The following is a 19,440-nucleotide window of genomic DNA, read 5'->3' on the forward strand; positions in this document are numbered from 1 at the left end:
CCGGAAGCGAGCCGAGCGAAGCGATGGCGATGCTGTCCGGGATCCATTCCGTGACTTTTACCCAAGTATTCTGGGCGGCAGTGCCTGGCGGCTCAAATTCCCCGCAAGGAACACTTTCAGAAGCCGCCGCGAAGGCTTGCGCTCACCTCAAGCGGCTTCCCATCAGACGATCCGGCTTTCGGTCGCCGGGTCGAAGAAAACGGCCTTGGCAAGGTTGAAGGCCAGCGGCGTATCCGTGCCCGCCCGGATCGTGGCGTCGGCACGCAGGCGCGCCACCACGCCCTTGCCGCCCAAATTGGTCACGGCAAAGGTGTCGGAACCCGCCGGCTCGACGACCTCGATATGGCAATCGGCGGTTGCGATGTTGGTGGCGTTGCGCTCCGCGCCCTCCGGATCGGTCAGCGCTTCCGGGCGGACCCCGAACACCACGGGCTTGCCCTTGAATGCGTTGAGCCCGCTTGGCGCATTCGCCAAAGGCAGTACGATCGGCGTGCGCGCCTCGCGCTCGAGAACGATGCTGAGGTCGCGGCCATTGCTGCCGATGGTGCCGGGGATCAGGTTCATCGCCGGCGATCCCATGAAGTCGGCGACGAACAGATTGGCCGGGTTGTTGTAGATTTCAGCCGGCGTGCCGAATTGCTGCACTTCGCCGTCGCGCATCACGGCGATCTTGGATGCCAGCGTCATCGCCTCGATCTGGTCATGCGTGACATAGACGATCGTCGTTCCCGTCGTGGCGTGCAGGCGCTTGATCTCGATGCGCATGTCGACGCGCAGCTTGGCGTCGAGGTTCGAAAGCGGCTCGTCGAACAGGAACAGCTTGGGATCGCGCACCAGCGCCCGGCCCATGGCGACGCGCTGGCGCTGGCCGCCGGACAGTTGCGAAGGCTTGCGCTGCAACAGATGCTCGATCTGCAAGGTCTTTGCCACCTTGGCGACGGCTACCTCGCGCTCCACTGCCGGAACGCCGCGCATCTCCATGCCGAAGGCGATGTTTCCGGCCACCGTCATGTTCGGGTAAAGCGCATAGCTCTGGAACACCATGGCGATGTCGCGCTTGGACGGGTGAAGATCGTTGATGGCCTTGCCATCGACACGGATCTGGCCCGAGGTCACCGTTTCAAGGCCGGCAATGGTGTTGAGAAGGGTAGACTTGCCGCAACCCGAAGGCCCGACCAGCACGAGGAAGCCGCCTTTTTCGAGCTCGAGGTCGATGCCCTTGAGGATTTCCACCTGGCCGAAGCGTTTCCTCAGGCCGTCGATTTCCAGAAATGCCATGGCAGTCATCCTCCCCGGCGGCGGCGTCTCTTGTCTTTGCGCCATTGCACCAGCCAACGAACCATAGAACCTTACGTCATCCCAACGCAATGTCTTTTCAATCGGTTTAAATGCTTTGCGACTAAAGAACGACGGGAGAGGAGACGCGGAAAGCGAGGGGGATTTCGGCGAACTCACCCGCCGAAGCTGCGGGTGGTACCCGCGAGCCCCGTCAAGGGCTCATTTCTTCAGCGAATTCAGGAGTTTGGATGGTGGGCGTACCAAGGATCGAACTTGGGACCCCTACGATGTCAACGTAGTGCTCTCCCGCTGAGCTATACGCCCATCCGAAGCCGCGCATACACCACTTTTGCCCCGGTACGTCAATAGCGGGAAACGAAAAGATCAGGCGGCCTGAAGCATCTTTTCGACCTCATTGACGAGATCGCGCAGATGGAATGGCTTGGAAAGAACCTTGGCGTCCTTCGGAGCCTTGGAATCGGGGTTGAGCGCGACGGCTGCGAAACCGGTGATGAACATCACCTTGAGGTCCGGATCGATTTCGGTTGCCCGGCGGGCCAGTTCGATGCCGTCCATCTCGGGCATGACGATATCGGTCAGCAGCAGGGAGAAGGGCTCTTCTCGCAGCCGCTCATAGGCGCTTGCGCCATTGTCGAAATCGCTGACCTGGTAGCCGGCGCGTTCCAGCGCCTTGACCAGGAAACGGCGCATGTCGTCGTCGTCTTCCGCAAGAAGAATGCGTGCCATCGTGTTCCGTCCGAATCACCCGCCCGGACCGCCCCCGGCTGGCCCGTTAACCATCCTCTATATGAAAGCGCGGCGGTAAAGATCAAGTGAACGTTCGTGTGAAAGAACTTGGAGCCGGCACCGGCTAGACCGCCGAGTTGCTGGACACACAGCACTCAAGATGGCAGTTTTTGACCATGACGTGTTTTTGCTTACGGGTCCAAACAGAGTGACCTCACCCGCAGAGGATTTTTCGGTCGTCCGGCCCTTCGAGATCCGCGCGGGGGCGGAGCAGCGCGTCCCGTTCATTTTCAGCTCACCGCATAGCGGCAGGTACTATCCCGAGCGCTTCCTGGCGATGGCGCGGCTGGACCGCAATGCGATCCGCCGTTCCGAGGATTGCTATGTCGACGAGTTGTTCGGCGGTGCGATCATGCTTGGTGCGCCGATGCTGGCGGCGAACTTTCCACGTGCCTATCTCGACGTGAACCGGGAGCCGTGGGAACTCGATCCGCGCATGTTTGCCGAGCCGGTGCCGCCTTACTGCAACATCCGCTCGGCGCGGGTGGCGGGCGGTCTGGGCACCGTGCCGAAGCTGGTGGGTGAGGGGCTTGACATCTATTCCGGCCGCCTGCCGCTGGCCGAGGCGATTGCGCGAATCGAGGTTGTCTACAAGCCTTTCCACGAGGCCTTGAAGAGGCTGCTTTCGCGAACCCATGCGGCATTCGGCTTCGCGATTCTTATCGACTGCCACTCCATGCCGGCCAGCATACGAATAGGCGAAAATGGATTCAGGCCGGATTTCATCGTCGGCGACCGCTTCGGCACCTCGGCATCGGCAGCCTTGACCGAGACCGCCATCAACCTGTTGTCGGCGATGGGCTATACCGTCGCCCACAACAAGCCGTACGCCGGTGGCTTCATAACCGAGCATTACGGGCGGCCGGTGCGTCATCTGCATGCGCTCCAGATCGAAGTGAACCGTGGTCTCTACATGCACGAAAAGACGTTGCAGAAAACATCCGGGTTTGACGCGCTTGCCCGTGACATGGCCTTGTTTTGCGCGGACCTGATGGCGATCCCCGACTATCACTTCCTCGACCATCCTCTGGCCGCCGAATAGCCCGCCCGGGATAAAAAAGGACCGCATCGCTTGCACGACGCGGTCTTGAGTCTAGGGAGGAAACGCCCAAGGAGGGCATGGACAGGAAACCCTGTCCAAGGACGAGCCTATTGTGCGCTGCACAAAAGTCAAGATATCACCGCATTCAGAAGGCAGGGGCAATTGCCGCGGTTGTTCGGCGCGTGACATTCCAGCCACGATCTTGATATGACAAAGGCCGAAACCGGCGGTTTGCGTTGGCGCCCTTTTTTGGAGACAGCTTTGGATATCTCAACCGACTTTATTCGGCAGATCGCCCATGTTGCGGCAGCCGAGACCTTGCCGCGTTTCCGCAGCCAAGGTGCGGTGGACAACAAGCTGGCGGGCGGCTTTGACCCGGTTACCGAAGCGGATCAGGAAGCAGAACGGGTTATCCGGAAACTCATCAACGCCCAGTTTCCCGACCATGGCATCCTTGGCGAAGAGCATGGCAGCGAGAACCTCTCGAGCCGGTATGTGTGGATCATCGATCCGATAGACGGAACCCGGGCCTTCATCTCCGGGGTGCCTGTCTGGGGAACGCTGGTCGGTCTGACCATCGATGGCGATGCGGTTGCCGGACTGATGTCGCAACCATTTACCGGTGAACTTTACTACGCCAACGCCTCCGGATCGCACTATGAGGGGCCTGGCGGACCACGCAAACTTGCGACGCGCAAGACCAAGAAGCTTTCCGATGCGATCCTGTTCACCACGACGCCGTCGCTTTTCCAGGGGCAGATGCGTTCACACTACGACGAGCTTGAACGAAAGGTTCGGTTGGCCCGTTATGGTACTGATTGCTACGCCTTTGCCATGCTCGCTGCGGGCAATGTCGACGTCGTTGCCGATCCCGGCTTGAAGCCATACGACATCGTGGCATTGATCCCGATCATCGAAAAGGCGGGCGGGGTCATCACCACCTTTGAAGGCAAGCCCGCCGAACAAGGGGGCGATATCCTCGCAGCAGCGACGCCGGAGCTCCACGCGGCGGCTATTGCTGCGCTCAGAGGCTGATTGTTCAGCTAAGAGGCGCTGCCGTCTGTCCCCGGAATGAAGGCATGGAACGCTGCGAGCGCCTGCTCGCGATAGAGGTCTGCTTCCTGGAGCAATTCGTGGCGTGCGCCGTCAATGGTCAGGAGCGAACTCAGCCTAAGATGCCTTGCATATGAGGCAATCGCTTTGGTCGAAACGACGGTGTCTGCACCTGCTGCAATGATCAACGTCGGTATGCGGATGTTGGCCATGAACTCCTGGTCGCTGACGGCAATGGCCGCCGAACTTGCCGCGCGTAGCCAGCGGATTGTCGGGCCGCCAAGAGCAAGTTGCGGATGCGCTTCATAGATCGACACATTGCGCCGATATCGCACTGCATCCGACGTGAGATTGTTGGTTTCGAAAGGTGCCGATTGTTTCGGTCGCGGACCCCATGCCGCATACAGCCGGCCGAGGCCGAAGAGGCTGAGGATCGTGGTGACGAGCCGGATTCTTGCCATTGAAACGCGTTGTCCGGGAATGCCGAGAAATGGCGTCAACAACACCATGCGCTGGACCCGGTTGACCATCGAAGACGCCGTAAGAAGCGCTACCAGCGCACCTGTCGAGTGCGCAAGGATGTAGTAGGGGCCTCGGCAATCGGGCAGTACGATTTCTTCGAAGAATTGTTCCAGGTCCGAGGCGTAGTCGCGGAAGCTCTTGACGTAGCCGCGTTGCGGATTGCGCAGTAGCCGGTCTGACCCGCCTTGCCCGCGCCAATCAAAGGTCGCGACCCCAAATCCCTTTGCAGACAGATCGGCGATCGTTTCGAAGTACTTTTCTATGCACTCGTTTCTGCCCTGCAAAAGCACGACGGTGCCATTGTCCGGGCGGCTGGCCGGTGCGAAGCGCGCGTAGCGAATTTTTCGACCGTCATGCGCGGTCAGGAAACCTGCCGTTGCGTTGTCGGGTACTGGATTGTCGGGCGTATGGAAGAAAAGGTCCGTCATTCGGCGCTTTGGCCCGTCTCTTTAGGAGCGTCGTAAGGGTCTCGGTCCGGCTGGCGAGGCATCAGCACGGTGATAGAAAGCAAATGCGTGAATTGCAAAGGATTTCCAGTGTAAGGCCGGAAGCCGCCCGAAGGCGCGCTCCCGGCCTTGTCGATCCGGGAGGAAGGGACGTTACACCCGGTTCGGCACGGTGCGGCTGATTTAATCCGCTCTCCCGTTGTGCTCAGAAGTAGCGACGTGAGGCTGAACAAGCTTTGAGCGACCGGTTCATCGTGCGTTCATCGCATCACGATGCCAGCCTTGAAAAAGAGCCTTGAAACCGTTGGGTGGCACACCCAAATGATCCTTGCGGTCGCCGATGTCGGGACCGCTGGTTCAGGAAACGCCGTTAGGGTTTCTGGTCGGACCACAACGCAAACATTGTTGCTCGACAGGAGAACACACCATGCGTCATGTTGATTTTTCCCCTCTTTATCGTTCGACCGTAGGCTTTGATCGCCTCTTCACCATGCTGGATTCGCTTGCCCAGCCTGAAGGTGCGCAGACCTATCCGCCCTACAATATCGAAAAGACCGGTGACGACGCCTATCGCATTTCCATGGCGGTGGCCGGCTTCTCCGATGACGAGATTTCGATCGAAGCACACCGCAATGTGCTGACGGTCAAGGGTGAGCGCAAGGAAGGCACCGAGGGCGAGGGCTCCGAGCTGCTTTACCGCGGTATCGCCTCGCGCTCGTTTGAGCGCCGGTTCCAGCTTGCCGACCACGTCGATGTTCTCGGCGCCGAGTTGAAAAACGGACTTCTGTTCGTCGACCTCAAGCGCAACATTCCCGAGGAGTTGAAGCCGCGCAAGATTGCGATCACTTCGGCTCCGGCCAAGGCCAAGCAGATCGAAGCAAAGGCTGCTGCACACTAAAAATTCTCTCATCCTCCCGAGAGAAGGGCGGCGTCGCGAGGCGCCGCCTTTTGTTTCTCCAGACGTGTTAAGCGCCAATTTCCCCGGCAAAGCGGTCGACCTCGTCGACCGTTGTCGCGAAGCTGGTGACGAAACGGTAGAGCGCCTCGTCTTCGCTGATCTGTCCGGAAAAACCAGCCGGCGAATGCCAATCGTAGAATGCCGCACCTGATCCCTGCAGCCTCTCGGCGTCGCCCCGCTTCATGATTGCAAATACTTCATTCGCTTCGGGTGCCCAGGCAAGCCGCCCAATTTTTGATGCCTTGATAGCGTTGGCCAGTCGTGACGCCATCGCGTTTGAATGCCTGGCGGTATCGAGCCAGAGATCGTTTTGAAAGTATGCGTCGAACTGAGCGGCGATGAAGCGCGATTTCGAGAAGAGCTGCGCGGCGCGTTTGCGCAGGAATGCCAGTTCTCTGGCCTTGTCCAGATCAAACACCACCACCGCCTCGGCGCACCAGCAACCGTTTTTGGTGCCACCGAAGGACACAATATCGACGCCACGTTTCCAGGTCATTTCTGCCGGCGTCGTGTCGAGTGAAACCAGCGCATTGGCAAAGCGCGCGCCGTCGAGGTGCAAGGGAACCAAGTGTCGTTTTGCGATCGCAGAAATGGCTTCTATTGCATCTAGGCTGTAGACAGTTCCTGCTTCAGTGGATTGAGTTATGGAGACCGCCATAGGTCGTCCTGCATGCACGAATTCCGGTGTCAGGCGGCCAAGCGCTTTTTCCAGATTTGCTGGATCAATCCTGCCGAGCGGACCGTCCACCGCATGGAGACGTGCACCACCAGAAAAGTATTCCGGTGCGCCGCATTCGTCTTCGATGACGTGCGATTCGCGATGGCAAAAAGAGATGCCCCCAGGCTTATTGTAGGCCGTCAGCGCGAGTGAATTGGCCGCGGTGCCCGTTGCGACAAAGAAGACGGCCACTTCCCGCTCGAAGATCTCATTGAAGCGCTGGTAGACCACCTTGTCCAATGCGCCGTCGCCATAGGCGGTGGAGAAGCCGCCCGCATTGGCTGATAAATGGGCTGCGATCGCGGGATGGGCACCGGCCCAATTGTCGGAAGCGAATAACATTTGTCGGTCCATTGCGTGGAAAATCGTGGCGAGGTTGACCAACTTTTCGCTTGCCGTGCAAGGGCCAGCCTATGTGGTCCCCATGAAGCCAGCCATTCCCTTGCAATGTTCGAAAATTACCGAACTGCGACCATCTGCGCAATTTTCGATCGTCTCCCTTCGGCATTTTTTACGAAACGGTCTTGTGTGGTTTCCGGAATTCTGTCATAGGAAATTTAGGACAGTAATGCTGTCTTATTTATTTGCGCAAAGGCTAGGCGGATTGGCGTATGGTGAAGTGCCATTCCGGCTGCTGCCGCCAGCGGTATTCCATTCGGGCCACAGAGTTCGGCCAGGTTTTCGCAAGACGGGCTGCAAGACTGAAAAATTGGGGGCGAGAAGCTTCCCAAAGCAACCGGGCGCCTCTCCGGCGCTGAATGGAGGAAGACGACGATGACGTACGTGAAGCCTTCTGTGACGACGGATGTTGAGCCGGCCGCGCAGATCAAGGCCAGCGGCGTCAAACGCGCAACCCCCGGGGGCAGCCTTCCAAGCGCCCAGGGTCTTTACGATCCGCGGAATGAGCACGATGCGTGTGGCGTCGGCTTTATCGCCCACATGAAGGGCGTGAGGTCGCACCAAATCGTCCAAGACGGGCTGTTGATGCTCGACAATCTGACGCATCGGGGCGCGGTTGGGGCCGATCCTTTGGTGGGTGACGGCGCTGGCGTGCTGGTTCAGATTCCCGACCGCTTCTTTCGTGAGGAGATGGCCAAGCAAGGTGTCGATCTGCCGCCTGTTGGCCAGTATGGCGTCGGTCATTGGTTCATGCCGCAGGATAGCGCTCTGCGCTTGCATATCGACGAGATAATTGCCGAGTCCGCCCATTCCGAAGGATTGCCTCTGCTTGGTTTTCGGGATGTGCCTGTCGACAATTCTTCATTGTCCAGGGCACCGGAAATTTTGGAGGCCGAGCCGTTCCATCGTCAGGTCTTCATCGGTCGCACGCCCGATATCGATGACGACGAAGAATACGAGGCCCGGCTCTATCTGCTTCGCAAGGTTATTTCCGGCCGCATCTATGCGGAGAACCACAATAGGGACACGGGAGCCTACTGCGTGTCGCTCTCGGCGCGCACGATTGTCTACAAGGGCATGTTCCTCGCCAACCAGGTCGGTCCTTACTACAAGGATCTCAACGATCCGCGCTTCGAAACAGCGCTGATCCTTGTCCATCAGCGCTTCTCGACCAACACATTTCCGTCGTGGAAGCTGGCGCACCCTTATCGCATGGTCGCGCACAATGGCGAGATCAACACGGTTCGCGGCAATAACAACTGGATGGCTGCCCGGCAGGCCTCGGTCGACAGCGAACTGTTCGGAAACAACATCTCGAAGCTGTGGCCGATTTCCTATGAAGGCCAATCGGATACGGCGTGCTTCGACAACGCGCTCGAGTTTCTGTTCCAGGGCGGTTACAGCCTTGCTCATTCGATGATGATGCTCATCCCGGAGGCTTGGGCCGGCAACAAGCTCATGGATGACGACCGCAAGGCTTTCTACGAATACCATGCCGCCCTGATGGAGCCGTGGGACGGACCAGCAGCCGTGGTCTTTACGGACGGACGCCAGATCGGAGCCACGCTGGACCGCAACGGACTGCGCCCGGCGCGCTACATGGTTACCGATGATGATCGCGTGATCCTGGCCTCCGAGGCTGGCGTATTGCCGGTGCCGGAAGACAAGATCGTCACCAAGTGGCGACTGCAGCCGGGACGTATGCTTCTGATCGACCTAGTCAAGGGGCGCATCATTTCTGACGAGGAGATCAAGTCGGAAATCGCGACGAAGCACCCCTACAAGAAGTGGCTTGCGAATACACAGCTCATTTTGGAAGACCTCAATCCGGTCGAGCCGCGTGCATTGCGCAAAGACGTTTCGTTGCTCGATCGCCAGCAGGCGTTCGGCTACACGCAGGAAGATCTCAAGCTTCTGATGTCGCCAATGGCGACGACCGGCCAGGAAGCGGTCGGGTCGATGGGCACCGATACGCCGATTGCGGCGATGTCGGACAAGCCGAAGCTGCTCTACAATTATTTCAAGCAGAACTTCGCGCAGGTCACCAACCCGCCGATCGACCCGATCCGTGAAGAGCTGGTGATGAGCCTGGTTTCCTTCATCGGACCGCGGCCCAATATCTTCGATCTGATCGGCTCGTCCCGGCGCAAGCGACTAGAGGTGCGCCAGCCGATCCTGACCAATGCAGATCTCGAGAAGATCCGCTCCATTGGTCATACCGAAGAGCGGTTCGACACCAAGACCATCGACATCACCTATGCCGCGACCGAAGGCGCTGCGGGCATGTCTGCAGCTATCGAGCGGTTGTGTGAGCGCGCGGAAGCGGCGGTAGCCGGCGGCTACAACATCATCATTTTGTCCGACCGCCAGATCGGCCCGGATCGCATCGACATCCCGACACTGTTGGCGACAGCAGCGGTTCATCACCACCTAATCCGCAAGGGCCTTCGTACTTCGGTCGGCTTGGTTGTCGAATCCGGCGAACCGCGCGAAATTCATCACTTCTGCTGCCTTGCAGGTTACGGTGCGGAGGCCATCAATCCCTATCTTGCGTTCGACACGTTGACGGACATGCACACCAATGGCGCATTTCCGCCCGAGGTTGATGCACACGAACTGGTGACCCGTTATATCAAGTCGATCGGCAAGGGCATTCTCAAGGTGATGTCCAAGATGGGCATCTCAACCTACCAGTCCTATTGCGGTGCGCAGATATTCGATGCCATCGGGCTGAAGACCGATTTCGTGGACAAGTACTTTACCGGCACTGCTACGCTGATCGAGGGCGTCGGACTCGAACAGATTTCGGCAGAGACGGTAGCGAGGCACCAGGCCGCGTTCGGCGACGATCCGGTGTTGCGAAACTCGCTCGATGTTGGAGGCGAGTACATGTACCGCATGCGGGGCGAGGCTCATGCCTGGACGCCGGATGCGGTTGCAACGCTGCAGCATGCTGTTCGCCAAGGTTCGTGGGAAACGTTCAAGGCATTCTCCGAGCAGGTTAACGATGCGGTTGCAAATGCCCACTCAATCCGTGGTCTGTTCAGGATCAGGACCGCCGAGGAAGTAGGCCGCAAGAAGGTTCGGCTGGACCAGGTCATGCCGGCTGCCGATATCGTCAAGCGCTTCTCAACAGGTGCCATGTCGTTCGGCTCGATCTCGAGAGAGGCGCACACGACGCTAGCGGTTGCCATGAACAAGATTGGCGGCAAGTCGAATACGGGCGAGGGTGGTGAAGAACCGGACCGCTACCTGCCGCTGCCCGGCGGCGGCAAGAACCCCGAGCGTTCGGCGATCAAGCAGGTTGCGTCGGGTCGTTTTGGCGTAACGACCGAATATCTCGTCAATTCCGATATGATGCAGATCAAGGTCGCTCAGGGAGCCAAGCCCGGCGAGGGCGGGCAGTTGCCCGGCCATAAGGTCGATGCCACCATCGCCAAGACGCGTCACTCGACGCAAGGTGTTGGCCTTATCTCGCCGCCGCCGCACCACGACATCTACTCGATCGAGGATCTGGCGCAGCTCATTTATGACCTGAAGAACGTCAACCCGGCAGCGGATGTATCGGTCAAGCTGGTTTCGGAGGTAGGCGTCGGCACCGTCGCAGCAGGCGTGGCCAAGGCGCGCGCCGATCACATAACCATCTCAGGTTACGATGGTGGTACCGGTGCTTCTCCGCTGACCTCCTTGAAGCATGCGGGTAGCCCTTGGGAAGTCGGATTGGCAGAAACTCACCAGACGCTTGTGCTCAATGGTTTGCGTTCCCGCGTGGCGTTGCAGGTAGATGGCGGGCTGCGGACTGGGCGCGACGTGATCATAGGCGCGCTGCTTGGTGCTGATGAGTTCGGTTTTGCGACCGCGCCGCTGGTTGCGGCCGGCTGCGTGATGATGCGCAAGTGCCACCTGAACACCTGCCCGACCGGCATTGCAACGCAGGACCCTGTGCTGCGCAAGCGCTTCAAGGGCGCGCCGGAGCACATCATCAACTACTTCTTCTACGTTGCCGAAGAAGTGCGCGAACTGCTTGCCGAGATGGGGTTCACCCACATCGACCAGATTATCGGCGACACCGATCTTTTGGAAAAGCGGGCGCTGGTCGAGCATTGGAAGGCCAAGGGCCTTGATTTCTCAAGGATGTTCCATAAGCCGGAAGCATCCCAGGATAAGACCCATTGGACCGAACGGCAGAAGCATCCGATCGACGACGTGCTCGACCGCAAGATGATCGAGTTGGCAAAGCCTGCATTGGATGCGAAGCAGGCGGTGACCATCGAACTGCCTATCCGCAACGTGGATCGTTCCGCAGGTGCGATGCTGTCGGGCGAAGTCGCCAAGCGCTTCCGGCACAAGGGCCTGCGCGAGGACACAATCTCGGTCAAGCTGACCGGCACGGCGGGTCAATCCTTCGCAGCATTCCTGACGCGTGGCGTGTCGTTCGAACTGATCGGGGCCGGCAATGATTATGTCGGCAAGGGCCTCTCGGGTGGACGCATAGTTATCCGACCGCCGGATGAAGCCAAGATCGTTGCGGAAGACTCCATCATCGTTGGCAATACCGTGCTCTACGGCGCAATTGAGGGCGAGGCCTATCTGCGTGGCGTCGCGGGAGAGCGTTTTGCAGTGCGCAATTCGGGTGCAGTCGCGGTCGTCGAAGGCGTTGGCGATCATGGATGTGAGTATATGACCGGAGGCGTTGTCGTCGTCATTGGCAAGACCGGGCGTAACTTCGCCGCCGGCATGTCGGGCGGCGTTGCCTATGTGCTCGACGAAGCGGGCGACTTTGCCCACCGCTGCAACATGGCGATGGTAGAACTCGAACCGGTGCCGGAAGAGGACGATATTCTCGAGAAGCTGCATCATCATGGCGGCGACATCGATCACAAGGGGCGCGTCGACGTATCGGGTGACATGACCAGCCACGATGAAGAGCGGCTCTACCAGTTGATTTCGAACCATGTGCACTACACCGGTTCGAAGAGGGGGCGTGAAATCCTCAACAACTGGGCGACCTATCGGCCAAAATTCCGCAAGGTCATGCCTGTCGAGTACAGGCGTGCATTGCTTGAGATGGAGCGCGCTCGTATGAGCGTGGCGGCGGAATGATGGCGATAGCAGACGTCATTCTTGCGCGACGAAAACCGATTGGACACAAACCGGAAGCGCGTTCGCGCTAACCGGTAAGCTGAGAGGCTTCATTGCGCCGGGATAACCCGGCAATCCGATCCGTACGCACGACCGACCGCCGAAGGCGAGGTCGAACGAAAGTCCAAGGACATACGCATGGGCAAGGTAACAGGTTTTCTGGAAATTGACCGGCAGGTGCACAAGTACCAGCCTGCCTCAGATCGCATCAGACATTTTCGTGAGTTCACGCTGCCATTGTCGGACAGCGAAGTGGAAAAGCAGGCGGCGCGCTGCATGGATTGCGGCGTTCCGTTCTGCCATGGCCCAACCGGCTGCCCGGTGCACAACCAGATCCCGGACTGGAACGATCTCGTCTATAATGGTGACTGGGAAACGGCGATCCGAAACCTGCACTCCACTAACAATTTCCCGGAGTTTACGGGTCGCATCTGCCCCGCACCTTGCGAGGAAGCGTGCACGCTGAACCTTGAGGATATTCCGGTCGCCATCAAGACAGTGGAACAGGCGCTTGCCGACAAGGCGTATGAGACCGGTTTCATTCGTCCCTGTCCACCCCAGACCAAGACCGGCAAGCATGTCGCGATCATTGGTTCGGGCCCTGCCGGTATGGCGGCGGCCCAGCAGCTCGGCCGCGCCGGCCACGAAGTCCACGTCTACGAACGCGAAAGCCGTCCGGGTGGTTTGATGCGCTACGGCATTCCGGACTTCAAGATCGAGAAGCACTTCATCGATCGTCGCATCGAGCAGATGCAAGGTGAGGGCGTAAGCTTCTTCTGCGGCGTCAATGTCGGCGTTGACAAGCCGATAGCGGAACTCATCGCGGATTATGATGCCGTGCTTTATTGCGGCGGTTCTGAGACGCCACGCCCGGCGGGCATCCCCGGAGATGACCTTGAAGGCGTGCATGACGCAATGCCTTATCTGGTTCAGCAGAACCGGCGTGTTGGTGGCGAAGACATCCAGTCGGTCGCATGGCGATCCCAGCCGATTTTGGCCAACGGCCAGCATGTCGTCGTCGTTGGCGGCGGCGATACGGCCTCCGACTGTGTCGGCACGGCGTTTCGCCAAGGGGCGGTGCGGGTAACCCAACTCGATATCCGGCCACAGCCGCCGGAAAAGGAAGACAAGCTTGCGGTCTGGCCCTATTGGGCAACCAAAATGCGCACTTCGTCTTCGCAAGCCGAAGGTGCGGAGCGTGAGTTCCAGGTGGCGACGCTTGAGTTCATCGGCGAGGACGGGCAGTTGACCGGCGTCCGGTGCTGCGAGGTTGATGACAAGCGCAAGCCGATAGCCGGGACCGAATTCGTCATCAGAGCCGATCTCGCCTTCATTGCCATCGGTTTTGCGGGACCATTCGCCGACAGCGTGCTTGCCGAATTGGGCGATGGGATCAAGACTGTAGCGGACGTTCGTCGTTCCAAAAATATCGCGGCCAACGACCGCGACTATCGCACCAATGTCGACAAGCTTTTTGCCGCGGGTGATGCGCGCCGCGGCCAATCGCTCGTTGTGTGGGCAATTCGTGAAGGTCGACAGGCCGCGCACGCCATCGACGAGGCGCTGATGGGATCGACCGTTCTGCCGCGTTGACCCTTTTTGCCTTGGAATGCCGAGGCTCAGCGCACGATGGCGGTGGTCTTGTCGCCGCCATCCTTTGCCGCTTCCGGCGCTTTCTTTTGCGGCCAGAAAAAGTCGTCTGCTCGACCCGGAGATGGCGCAGGTTCGTCACGTCCGCCGACAATCTTTCTCGCTGTGGCCGCGCTTGTGTTGGGTGGCGCGGCACCTAGCAAATCTGTGCCACCATCCAGAGCCGGATCGTTGAGAAGCATTGGCGGCGTCCGGTCGATATTGACCGGAACAGCGGCTTCGGCAGGGGTTTCCACCGAGAGGCCCATCGGCGTCAACGCTGGCGCAGTTGCGACCGGCGATGTGAGGCCGAGGATCTTCAGCAACGGCTTTTCCGTGTAGAACGCCAGCTTGCGCTTGCCGGCGCGCGTAAAATTGATGCCGTCGTCGGCACGCAAGGTAACCGGCTGGCCGTTGATATCCGGCCCCCTTGTGATGAAGGCGCCGTTCTCGTCGACAAATCCGTCCCATATATCGACAAACTCACCGCCGCTTTGTTCGGCTGAAGCGCGATAGATTTCGTTGAATGCCAACATGTCCGACGTCATCTTGCCTGATCGGAAGGCTGGCATGCCGACCCAGAGGAAGGGTACCTTGGAGGTCGAAATATGCTTGCCGAAAGCGAGAGTCCGATTTTCGTATTCCTTGGTCCAGGCTTCGGAGCGAGGGGCTTCGCGAACCTCGCCGATCTGCATCTGCTGCCGGTCATTCGAGCCCAGCATGACGACAATTGCTGCAGGTTTTTCGGTTTCAAGCAGAGTGCCGATTTCTGCCGGCCAGTTGTAGAAGTCGTCGCGTACGAAGCCTGAGGAGCCTTTGCTGCGGTCGGACACTTTGACGGATGCGTTTTCGGCAAACACTGTTTCAAGGTCTTTTGCCAGGCTGCCGGCCATGAAGTCGCCGACCACCAGGATCGTGCGCGCATCGGGGGATTTTTCTACAATCGGTTTTGGTGGTTCGGCTGGAGCACTGCGCACGGTTGACTTGCGTGTTTGTGCCCGGGCTTTCGGCGGCTGCGTCGGAATAGCTTCAGGGGGTGTCACGCGCTCGCTTTTGCGTGGCCTGAACAGGTCACGCAACGACCACGAGCGATACTGCGGCTCCTGCGCCATCGCGGGGGCGTTCATTGTCTCGGCAAACAGCGCCAGAAGCGCTGCGAAGGCCCCGATCAGGATCGGCGTGCGGAACTGGATATTCCGGATGCGCAGTGCCGAAACCAAATCAACCTCTCGCTCTGCAAGACCGGCGCTACCTTTGGCGCAGCGACTTAAGCACTTCCATGCTTGGATGACCGTCCTGGGTCAAGCCGGACTGTGCCTGGAAGGCCATGATCGCCGCCTTGGAACCTTCACCGATCTTGCCGTCGAACTTGCCGCTATAATAGCCGTGGTCGGACAGGCGCTTCTGCAGTTCCTGGCGTTCCTCGAAGGAAAGCTTCGTAAACGGTCTATTCCAATCCTGAACCAGATCACCGTAGCCGGCAATCTGGTCGGCAAGAAGGCCGACGGCAAACGCGTATTTGTCGGCGTTGTTGTAACGCTTGATGACCGAGAAGTTCTTGATCACCAGAAATGCTGGTCCCTCTCGGCCACCCGGCAGCTTCAGGACGGCTTGCTCGGACCCGCCCTTAAATGGCTTGCCGCTCGCGCGGGTAACCCCCAGGGCCTGCCATTTGTCGAGCGACATCGATCCTGCCGGGAATTTGCGACCCTGCGGGAGGGCTACCTCGTAGCCCCAGGTTCTGCCGCTCTGCCAGCCGTTCTTGCGCAGGAGGTTTGCCGCGGTTCCGAGCGCATCGGGAATCGAATTCCAGATGTCGCGCCGGCCATTGCCGTCCACGTCGACTGCATAGGCTTGGTAGCTCGTTGGGATGAACTGGGTATGGCCCATTGCGCCTGCCCACGAGCCGGTAAGATGGCTTTCGTCAATATCGCCGGTTTGCAGGATCTTCAGGGCCGCGATCAACTGGGTGCGCGCGAATTTCGAACGCTTGCTATCGGCATAGCCGAGCGTTGCCAGCGAACGAACGACATTGCGCATGACGTCCTGGCGTTCCAGGATCTTGCCGTAGTTCGATTCCATCGACCAGATTGCGAGCAGCACGTAGCGGTCAACGCCGAAACGTTGCTCGATCCGGTCCAGCCAAGGCTTCCACTTGCGCGCCATTTCTCGGCCGGTGGCAATCGATTCGTCATGGACGCGATTGTCGAAATAGTCCCATGCGGGGGCGGTGAATTCGGGCTGGAAGCGCGCCTTTTCCAACACGACGGGGTCGATGTCGGTGATACCGCGAAAGGCTGCGTCATACACCCTTCCCGATACGCCACTTTGTACGGCTGTGGCGCGGAAATTCGATACCCATTGGCGGAAACCTGCGTCCGCGAAGGCAGAGCCAGCCGGCACAAGCAAGGCGAAGGACAAGCCTGCTACGGTCAATGCGCGCGTAAGGCTTTTTGCGGCGTTGCGAACTGGCATCTTTTCCTCCTTCACTATGTCGGAAAGATCATTGATCGCCGAATTCGGTTAGGAATTAGTTTACCATAGAAGCCTGGCGGAACGAAAATGCACATTGTCGATTGATGGCTCAAACCTCTCGCGATCAAGCGTTCAGCCTTCCTCAATTTCGGCATGACAGTGTACGATGGAAGGTCTGGGTACGAAGGGTAGGGCAGGCCAACAAGAACGGAATGGATAATTGGCAATATGAAAAAAGTAAGGAAAGCAGTTTTCCCGGTAGCTGGACTCGGCACGCGATTTTTGCCGGCTACCAAGGCCATTCCAAAGGAAATGCTGACTGTCGTTGACAAGCCCGTCATCCAGTATGTCGTGGATGAGGCTAGAGAGGCCGGCGTTGAGCACTTCATCTTCGTGACGGGGCGCAACAAAGCCGTCATCGAGGATCATTTCGACGTTCAGTTCGAGCTTTACGATACCCTTGCCCAGCGCGGAAAGGGCGACCAGCTCTCGCGCCTGCAGAAATTGCAGCCAAGTCCCGGGCAGACAAGCTTTACACGACAGCAGGTGCCGCTTGGCTTGGGCCATGCGGTGTGGTGCGCGCGCGAACTGGTTGGCGATGAGCCGTTTGCGCTGCTTTTGCCGGATATGATCATGCAATCGCAGAAAAGCTGCCTGAAGGCGATGGTCGAGCTCTACGAAGAAACGGGCAACAACATCATCGCGGTGCAGGAGTGCGATCCAGCCGAGACCCACAAATACGGCATCGTCGGGCGTGGCGAGGAAACGCATACGGGTTTCCGCGTCACTGAAATGGTCGAGAAGCCCAAGCCCGGCACGGCCCCATCCAATCTCTACATCAACGGTCGCTACATCCTGCAGCCCGAGATTTTCAAGATACTCGAAAGCCAGGAACGCGGGGCGGGTAACGAAATCCAGCTTACCGACGCCATGTTGAAGCTTGGCAAGCAGCAACCGTTCTACGGCTATAAATACGACGGCCGCACCTTCGATTGCGGATCACCGGAAGGCTTCGTCGAGGCCAATGTCGCCTTTGCGCTGTGGCGCAGCGACATGAACGAAAACATGTCCGAAGTCATCCGCACGTTGCTGGACGAGATGCACCCGCAACGCCAGCGTTCAACCGGCTGAAATGACCGGCAAAGCCGGTCAGCGCCTGAGCGTCAGGCCGACATAGATGCTGTTGGTCCTGGCGTCACGGCCGGGCAGGTTGCTTGAAAGGGTTTCGTGGCGCGCGCGCGTGGTGATGCCGGCATAGCGGTTCAGCCACCACGTCAGCCCGGCTTCGGCGCTGAAGATCAGGTCATGGCCGTCAGAGCCGCTGTAGTTGCGCCAATCCAGGCCAAGAAGTGCCGTCGCCGTAAGGTTGGCCCGAATTTGCCGTTCGGCTGTAAGGCGGCCCGAATAGAGCACCGAACCGCCTTCGCCAGCAGTTGTCGTCCCCTCCACGGCGGTTGTGCCTCTCAGGCCGATGGTGGTGCCGCGCTCAGGCGACCACCTCAGATCGGCATTCACTGTCGCAGCCGAGATTGGGGCAAGGCGATTGTCGTCAAATGATTCCCGCAACCAGCCGGCGGAGAATTCACCGGCCAGCTTTTCGCCAAGGTCGAGTTCCAGGCCCCCGCGCGCGCCCAGCCGGTCTGCCGACCGCTCGAAGCCTGCGGTGTCGATACGCTCGTCGTAGAGGCGCCGTCCCGCCTCGAGCTCCAAAAATGGCGTCAAGGCTGGCGATATCTCATACCCCGTACGAAGTGTGGCCGTGTAAAGGGTCGAGTCGCGTTCCTTCTGGGACAGCAGGCCACCGGTGGAGAGTTCGGCTTCACCGTAGATATCGCGCTCGACAGCGCCTGTCAGGCCGATGCGCGCCTTGCCGACATCCTTCTCGATACCAAGACTGCCGTCGATGGTCTGTCGCAGTGGCTCTGAGGTGGTGCCGGTGATCACGACCGGAGACGATGCGGATTCGGGAGCTGCTTCGTATCCGAGCTTGCCGACTGCTCGCCATTCATTGTCGAGGTCGATGTTGAGATTTGTATCGATGCGGCCACGCGCGTCTTCAACTTCGTCACCGGACAAGGTCTTTCGAAGAAGCACATAGCCGTCGATACTGGCGGAGTTTGTGCTCCAGTCTGAGGTGGCGTTGAGGCGCAATGCCGTTTCGGAAAGCGTTGCCGGGCGTCCGCCATTGCTTGAGTCAGCATTTGACGTCGAGGTGATGCCTTGCTCGACCGACGGCCGTAAGGTGAACGAACTAACGCGGATGCCCGTATGGGCGAAGGGATCCGCTTCCGGCTCTCTCGTCACGGATTCGATTGCGCCAGTGCGTTCGGCGCGAGGATTGAGCCGAAGCTCGTCCTCCGCATCGACTGTGGTGGCGCGGCTGTTCGTGGGCAGATCTTGGAGAGGATCATCATCCTGTGCTGGTGGCGAAGTTTCGCCTGTCGTGGCCTGTTCGGGCTGTGAAGATGTAGCTGCCGGGCGGCGACGCGGCAGCGGAGGCGCGTCGTCGGCGAAAGTGTCGGCTGGCTGCTGCGTGGCAAAGATACTGCCGGTTGAAAGGCCAGTGTCAGTGTCGCCGGCCGCTGCGCCTGCACTCGACGGACGATAGATGGCGGAGGGCGCGACGCCGGCACCGGTCGTCCCCTGAGCCGCCTGGGCCTGCGCCATTTCGCGTGTCTTTGCCTGCTGATCGCTCAGAATCGCAGATTCGGAAACCTCTCCCCGGAGTTCCAGGTTCTGCGCCAGCACTGAAATGGTTGACATCGGTAACAGGGCAGTTGCCGCCAAAAGCAGCATGCGGACCGTTTCGGCCCGCTCGGCTGTTCTGGTTCTGGATTGAAGACGCGGCATTACAACCTCGAAAGGCGCCGGCGCGCCATGCTTACCGAACCGTAAATTGGGATGGTTAACGGAGGGTTGAGGCGCTGCTTTTCGCGCACTGGGACAAAGCAAATTGTTGGACAGGTGAAGT

13 protein-coding genes and 1 tRNA gene are annotated in these 19,440 nt (G+C 59.3%); 6 read left to right on the plus strand and 8 right to left on the minus strand.

The genetic code is table 11. The annotated features are described in order from the left end of the window. Positions 1-162: 162 nt before the first annotated feature. From ACODTY_RS06035 to cpdR, 3 genes are all read right to left on the minus strand, one after another. Entirely contained in the window at positions 163-1,278 is a 1,116-nt protein-coding gene (locus ACODTY_RS06035; RefSeq protein WP_488993388.1) for an ABC transporter ATP-binding protein, read from the minus strand. Positions 1,279-1,527: 249 nt separating this feature from the next. Further along, positions 1,528-1,602: transfer RNA gene (locus ACODTY_RS06040), tRNA-Val, on the minus strand. A 60-nt stretch (positions 1,603-1,662) separates the two neighbouring features. Then, complete coding sequence (cpdR, locus tag ACODTY_RS06045) at positions 1,663-2,025, minus strand: cell cycle two-component system response regulator CpdR (protein WP_006199474.1); 363 nt, start codon at positions 2,023-2,025, stop codon at positions 1,663-1,665. 160 nt (positions 2,026-2,185) lie between these two features. On the opposite strand from cpdR, the gene ACODTY_RS06050 reads away from it, so the two are divergent. Both ACODTY_RS06050 and hisN read left to right on the plus strand, forming a co-directional pair. After that, complete coding sequence (locus ACODTY_RS06050; RefSeq protein WP_488993389.1) at positions 2,186-3,127, plus strand: N-formylglutamate amidohydrolase; 942 nt, start codon at positions 2,186-2,188, stop codon at positions 3,125-3,127. 261 nt (positions 3,128-3,388) lie between these two features. After that, complete coding sequence (gene hisN / locus ACODTY_RS06055) at positions 3,389-4,162, plus strand: histidinol-phosphatase (protein ID WP_488993390.1); 774 nt, start codon at positions 3,389-3,391, stop codon at positions 4,160-4,162. An 8-nt stretch (positions 4,163-4,170) separates the two neighbouring features. Here hisN and ACODTY_RS06060 read toward each other — a convergent pair whose 3' ends face one another. Next, positions 4,171-5,130, minus strand: coding sequence for an alpha/beta fold hydrolase (locus ACODTY_RS06060; RefSeq protein ID WP_488993391.1), 960 nt, complete (start codon positions 5,128-5,130; stop codon positions 4,171-4,173). Between the two features lie 445 nt (positions 5,131-5,575). On the opposite strand from ACODTY_RS06060, the gene ACODTY_RS06065 reads away from it, so the two are divergent. Further along, positions 5,576-6,046, plus strand: coding sequence for an Hsp20 family protein (locus ACODTY_RS06065; protein WP_488993392.1), 471 nt, complete (start codon positions 5,576-5,578; stop codon positions 6,044-6,046). A gap of 67 nt (positions 6,047-6,113) precedes the next feature. Here ACODTY_RS06065 and ACODTY_RS06070 read toward each other — a convergent pair whose 3' ends face one another. Then, positions 6,114-7,166, minus strand: a complete 1,053-nt coding sequence (locus tag ACODTY_RS06070) for a threonine aldolase family protein (RefSeq protein ID WP_488993562.1) — start codon at positions 7,164-7,166, stop codon at positions 6,114-6,116. 432 nt (positions 7,167-7,598) lie between these two features. Here ACODTY_RS06070 and gltB point away from each other — a divergent pair, with 432 nt between their 5' ends. Further along, entirely contained in the window at positions 7,599-12,326 is a 4,728-nt protein-coding gene (gene gltB, locus ACODTY_RS06075) for a glutamate synthase large subunit (RefSeq protein WP_488993393.1), read from the plus strand. A gap of 177 nt (positions 12,327-12,503) precedes the next feature. Further along, positions 12,504-13,958 carry a glutamate synthase subunit beta gene (locus tag ACODTY_RS06080; RefSeq protein ID WP_488993394.1) on the plus strand — a complete coding sequence of 485 codons (1,455 nt, stop codon included), beginning with the start codon at positions 12,504-12,506 and terminating at the stop codon, positions 13,956-13,958. A gap of 26 nt (positions 13,959-13,984) precedes the next feature. Here the strand turns inward: ACODTY_RS06080 and ACODTY_RS06085 are convergent, their stop codons facing one another. Then, a complete protein-coding gene (locus ACODTY_RS06085; RefSeq protein ID WP_488993395.1) occupies positions 13,985-15,214 on the minus strand; it encodes an SGNH/GDSL hydrolase family protein in 1,230 nt (409 codons plus the stop codon). A gap of 28 nt (positions 15,215-15,242) precedes the next feature. After that, positions 15,243-16,469 (minus strand): lytic murein transglycosylase, encoded by a 1,227-nt coding sequence (locus tag ACODTY_RS06090; protein ID WP_488993396.1) that lies wholly within the window; start codon positions 16,467-16,469, stop codon positions 15,243-15,245. Positions 16,470-16,697: 228 nt separating this feature from the next. Here ACODTY_RS06090 and galU point away from each other — a divergent pair, with 228 nt between their 5' ends. Then, the gene (galU, locus tag ACODTY_RS06095; RefSeq protein ID WP_488993397.1) at positions 16,698-17,600 is read left to right on the plus strand and encodes a UTP--glucose-1-phosphate uridylyltransferase GalU; all 903 of its coding nucleotides are present in this window, start codon (positions 16,698-16,700) and stop codon (positions 17,598-17,600) included. Between the two features lie 18 nt (positions 17,601-17,618). On the opposite strand, the gene ACODTY_RS06100 is transcribed toward galU, so the two are convergent. Further along, complete coding sequence (locus ACODTY_RS06100) at positions 17,619-19,319, minus strand: outer membrane beta-barrel protein (protein ID WP_488993398.1); 1,701 nt, start codon at positions 19,317-19,319, stop codon at positions 17,619-17,621. Positions 19,320-19,440: the final 121 nt, after the last annotated feature.

Source organism: Mesorhizobium sp. FG116 (assembly GCF_057809835.1).